General features: G+C 75.8%; 3 protein-coding genes and 1 pseudogene. 3 read left to right on the top strand and 1 reads right to left on the bottom strand.

All coding sequences use genetic code 11. The features are described from left to right. From IH13_RS44135 to lanKC, 3 genes are all read left to right on the top strand, one after another. Positions 1-229 (top strand): hypothetical protein (locus tag IH13_RS44135; protein ID WP_234433453.1); only part of this gene is annotated, 229 nt, incomplete at its 5' end. Positions 230-502: 273 nt separating this feature from the next. Then, positions 503-1,864: an MFS transporter gene (locus IH13_RS0130900; protein WP_037842909.1), complete on the top strand. Its 1,362-nt coding sequence runs from the start codon at positions 503-505 to the stop codon at positions 1,862-1,864. A gap of 93 nt (positions 1,865-1,957) precedes the next feature. Further along, positions 1,958-4,606 carry a class III lanthionine synthetase LanKC gene (gene lanKC, locus IH13_RS0130905; RefSeq protein ID WP_031089484.1) on the top strand — a complete coding sequence of 883 codons (2,649 nt, stop codon included), beginning with the start codon at positions 1,958-1,960 and terminating at the stop codon, positions 4,604-4,606. Here the strand turns inward: lanKC and IH13_RS0130910 are convergent. After that, positions 4,593-5,004, bottom strand: a pseudogene (locus IH13_RS0130910) (AfsR family transcriptional regulator); the annotation flags it as partial. The gene lanKC and the pseudogene IH13_RS0130910 overlap by 14 nt on opposite strands.

The following is a 5,004-nucleotide window of genomic DNA, read 5'->3' on the forward strand; positions in this document are numbered from 1 at the left end:
CCCCGCCGCACCGGATCCCGGTTCACGCCGGCGGTACCGGGACCAGCGCAGTGACGAGTGGACGGAGACCACCATGTCCGAGAACACCAAGCCCGCGGCCGACGACAACAACGAGACCCCCGAGGTCGAGGCGCACTCCGTGCTGGACCTCCAGGAGACGTCCGTCCACGAGGTCGTGGCCCCGGGCAACTGCGTCAGCCTGGTCAGCGTGGTCGAGAACGCCAAGTGACCGGATGAACCGGGTCGTGCGCCACGGCGGACCGAGGCAGACGCCTCCGCCGTGGCGCCCGGCCGGCCGGTGAGTGGGGCGGCTCCGTCATGACGGAGACCGCCCCGCCGCCGCTTTGCGGCCCGTGCCGGGCCGCCGGCCCGCGCGTCGCGGGCGACGGGCGCCGTACGGCGGGTTCCGGATCCGGGCGCGGCACCGCCGCGTCCGTGTGGCCCGCCCCGCACGGCCGCCCGCACCTCTCGTCACCACCCCGACGACCACCGGGAGCCCCCGATGACCACGCCGCTGCGCGACAACCGGGATTTCCGGCTGCTCTGGATGAGCGGCCTCTTCGCCGTCCTGGGGGCGCAGATGAGCGCCCTCGCCCTCCCCCTGCTCGTGCTCAGGGAGACCGGCTCCGCGGTGCAGGCCGGATCCGTCGGGACGGTCGCCGTGGGAGCCGTGCTGATCACGATGCTGCCCGGCGGCGTCATGGCCGACCGCGTCGAACGCCGGCGGCTGATGCGGCTGTGCGACATCGGCAGCCTGACCGTCGTCACCGCCCTCGCCACGGCCGTCTGGTTCGGGCGGGCCCCCATGGCGCTCGTCCTGCTGGTCGCCGCCTCCGGCGCGGTGCTCAGCAGCATCTACGCCCCGGCCGTCTTCGGCCTGATGCGCGCGGTCGTCCCGCCCGAGCAGATGGGCACCGCCACCGCACGGCTCCAGGCGCGCACCCAGACGGTCCGGCTGGTCGGACCGCTCGTCGGGGGCGCGCTGTTCGGTCTCCACCCGGCCCTGCCGTTCGCCTCCGAGGCGCTCGGCCTGCTGCTGTCCACGGTCTGCGTGGCCCTCGTACGCACCCGATCCCGGGCCAAGACCGCTGCGGGCCCGGTGTTCAGCAGACGCGAGCTGACGGCGGGTCTGACCTTCCTCTGGGGCATCCCGTACCTGCGGACGGTGCTCCTCGTCTTCGGCCTCGGCATGAACTTCGCGTTCGGGGCGCTCACCTTCACCGCCCTGTCCGTGTTCTCCGAGGGAGGCCGTTCCGGCGTCGGCGGCGGCTTCGTCATCACCTGCGTCTCGGCCGGTGCGCTGGCCGGGGCGCTGATCGCGCCCCGGATCAACCCCGACCGGCACTCCCGGCTCCTGATCCTCGCCACCTGCTGGACCTGTGTGACGGCCGCCGGGGGGATGGCGTGGTTCACCGATCCGCTGGTGGCCGGGGCCCTCTGCGCGCTCTGCATGTGCCTGGCGACGATCGCCAGCATCGGGTTCCTCTCGACCCTGCTGGTCGTGACCCCCGAGGAGCGGGTGGGGCGGGTGCAGAGCGCGGCGAGCTTCCTGTCCTCCATCGTCCAGCCGTTCGGCCCGCTGGCCGGTGGCGCGCTGCTGACCGCCTTCGGCGCCCGCTGGGCGTTCACCCTGACCGGCTGCGTGCTGGCCGTGTCCGCCCTCGTGGTCACCCTCGCGCCCTCCACACGGCAGAGGGTCGCCCCGCACCACACGGCGGAACCGGCGGACCCGGCGGCCCCGGACCCCGGTCCCGCACCGGCCACGGACCCCGGTCCGGGACCGGCGCCCGACCCCCGTACCGCACCGGCGCCCGACCCCGGTCATACCCCGGCCGGCGCGCACCGTGCCGTGCCCGGGGACTGACCCGCGCGGGTCGGAACACCCGCGCCGCATCCACCGCCCGCGCCCCCGGCGGCCCCCGTGCCCCCGGTGGGCTTCGCGAAAGGAGAGCCGAGCGTGCCAGGCCCCCAGGAGACCCAGCTCTACTGCCTCGCCGACCGCAGGTACTTCGACGTCCCGGACCGGCTGCCGGACCGGGAGACCCGGTACCGGCTCGACAGCGAACCGCCCCCGGCCGGCTGGCGGCGCGAAGCCGTGGGCCTGTGGACCTCCCTGGTGCCCGAGGACGGCGAACCGGCCGAGCAGGGCTGGAAGATCCATGTGTCCACCGTGCCCGAGGAGGCCGAGGCCACCCTGCGGGACACCGCCCGCGTCTGCCTCCGCCACGGGGTGCCGTTCAAGTTCCTGCGCAGTGAACGGGCGCTGCTGCTCATGGCGGACAAGTACATGAACCGCAGCGGCGCGGGCAAGTTCATCGCGGTCTACCCGCCCGACGAGAGAGTGTTCCTGACCCTGGCCGACACGCTGTCCCGGGTCCTGGCGGGACGCAGCGGCCCCTACGTCCTCAGCGACCTGCGCATCGGTGACGCCCCGGTGTACACCCGGTACGGCGCCTACGTCCCCCTCTGGTGCACCGACGCCGAAGGCCGCCGGGTCCTCGCCCTGCGCGACCCCTCCGGACAGTTGGTGCCGGACGAGCGCGGTGTGGTCTTCCGGATGCCCGAGTGGCTCGAAGTCCCCGCGGCCCTGCGGCCGCACCTCGCCGCGCGGGCCGCCGCCCGCGACGACGGCTTCCCCTACACGGTCACCGAGGCGCTCCAGTTCTCCAACGCCGGCGGGATCTACCGGGCCAGGCACCGGGAGACGGGCCGGCAGGTGGTGCTGCGGGAGGCGCGCCCGCACTGCGGCCTCGACGGCGCGGGCGACGACGCCGTCACCCGCCTGCACCGCGAGCACCGGGCGCTGACGGCACTGGCCGGCCTGGACTGCGTTCCCGAGGTGTACGGGGTACGGACCGTCTGGGAGCACCACTTCCTGATCGAGGAGCACATCGAGGGCAGCACCCTGCTGGAGGAGATCGTCGCCCGGTTCGCCCTCGTGCGCGGGGCGGACACGGCGGCCCGACTCGCCCCCTACACCGCGTGGGTGGACTCCGTGCTGGGCGAACTGACCCGGGCGCTGGAGGCGATCCACGCGCGGGGTCTCCGCTTCGGCGACCTGCACCCCTCCAACATCATCCTCCGGCCCGACGGTCGCGTCGCCCTCATCGACTTCGAGTACGCCACCGGGCTCGACGACGAGCGCACCCCGTTGGCCGGGGCCCTCGGACTCCAGGCACCGCCGGGCACCCCCGGAGCGGAGGCGGACGCCTACGCGCTCTGGGCGACCTGGCTCACCATGCTGATGCCGATCACGGAGATGGCCGGACACGAGAGGGCGAAGGCCCTCACCCTGGAGAGCTGGGCCCGGCGGCGCTACGGTCTCCCGGCCGACGCCGGGCCGCCACGGCCCCGGCTGCTCCAGGAGGCGACGGCCTCGCGGGGCCGCGAGGCGGAGGTGGCCTCCCTGTTCGACGGGCCGGTCCCGGACTGGGCGGAGATCCGCACGCGCCTGCTGGCCGGGATCCACGCCGGGGCCACCCCGGAGCGGGCGGACCGGCTCTTCCCCGGCGACCCGGGCCTCTTCGCCACCGGGGGCACCGATGTCGCGCACGGCGCGGCGGGCGTCCTGTACGCGCTGCGCCGGGTGGGCGCCCCCGTCCCCGAGGAGTGGACCGACTGGCTCGCCTCGGCCGCGCTCCGCCGGGACCCCGCCGCGGCGGGCGGACTCTACGACGGGCTGCCGGGCACGGCCCTCGTCCTCACCCTCCTCGGCCGCGCCGAGCAGGGGCGGGCGCTGTGGGACCGGGCCATGTCGCCCGCACCGGCGACCGGTTCGGCGGATCTGCTCACCGGGCGCGCGGGGATCGCGCTCGCGGCCCTGCGCATGGCCCGCGCCACGGGCCCGTCCCCCGACCAGGCGCTGCTCGACACCGCCCTGCGCACCGCGTGGGACCTGGACCAACTGGTACGGGGGGAGGCGGTACCGGGCACGCGCCTCCCGGAGTCGGCGGGACTGCTGCGCGGGCTGAGCGGGGCCGCCCTCCTCCACCTGGAGCTCTACGCGCTGACCGGCGAGGCGTGGCTGCGGGAGGCCGCACGCGAGGCCCTGGACCGGGAGACCGGGCACCTCGTCGCCATGCCCGGCGGCTCCGTCCAGGTCAAGGACGGCCGGCGCCATCTGCTCTACCTGGACCAAGGCAGTGCGGGCGTCGCGCTGGTGGCCCAGGCGTACGCCGCCCGGTTCGGGGAGCCCGCGCCGAGTGCCCTGCTCTCGGGGGTGCGCACGGGCTGTGTCACGCAATTCGTGCGCGAACCGGGCCTGTTCACCGGGCGGACGGGGCTCGTCGCGGCGGCGGGCCAGCTCGGTACGGCGACGGGCGCCGGGGGCGTTCGCGGTACGGCGACACGCACCGGGGAGAACGACGACGTCCTGGCCTCCGTACGCAACCTCACCTGGCACCTCGTCGCCGACGAGGACCGGCTGCTGGTGCCCGGCGCGACCCTGCGCCGCTTCTCCGCCGACCTCGCCACAGGGGCGGCCGGCGTCCTGCTCGGCCTGCACTTCCTGTCGCGGGCCGGGGCCGGGGCCGGGGCCGGGGCCGGGGACGAGGGCGGGCAGGGCCCCGCCCCCGCCGGGCTGCTGGAACTGCTCACCCTCGGCTGAACGGCAGGGGGGGCTCCGGCACCCCACCGGGCCCGCCCGCACCGCCCCCGGACCGCTCGCGGGCGTACAGACAGAGCAGGCGCGGCACCTCGTACAACGCCGCGTGGGCGGTGACCTCCCCGGCCGGCGAGGTCACCGCACCGGTGCCGATGAGCGATTCGACCGTACGGATCGCCCCCCGCTCCCCGCACCCCAGGGCCGCCATCGCCCGCTCCAGGGTGAAGCCGCCGTCCGGGGCCAGGTCGGCGAGGCGTGCCAGCGCCCCCCGGTCGCCCGGACCGAGGTCCCGCCAGCCCGCGGCGATCCGCGACCGCACGGACACGTCCCCGGCGACCAGTTCCTCCAGGACCACCGACGGGTCCTCGACCCGGGCCGCGTACTCCGCCAACGGCAGGGGG

Origin of the sequence: Streptomyces sp. NRRL WC-3549, assembly GCF_000721935.1 — a bacterium.
Lineage (GTDB): Bacteria > Actinomycetota > Actinomycetes > Streptomycetales > Streptomycetaceae > Streptomyces.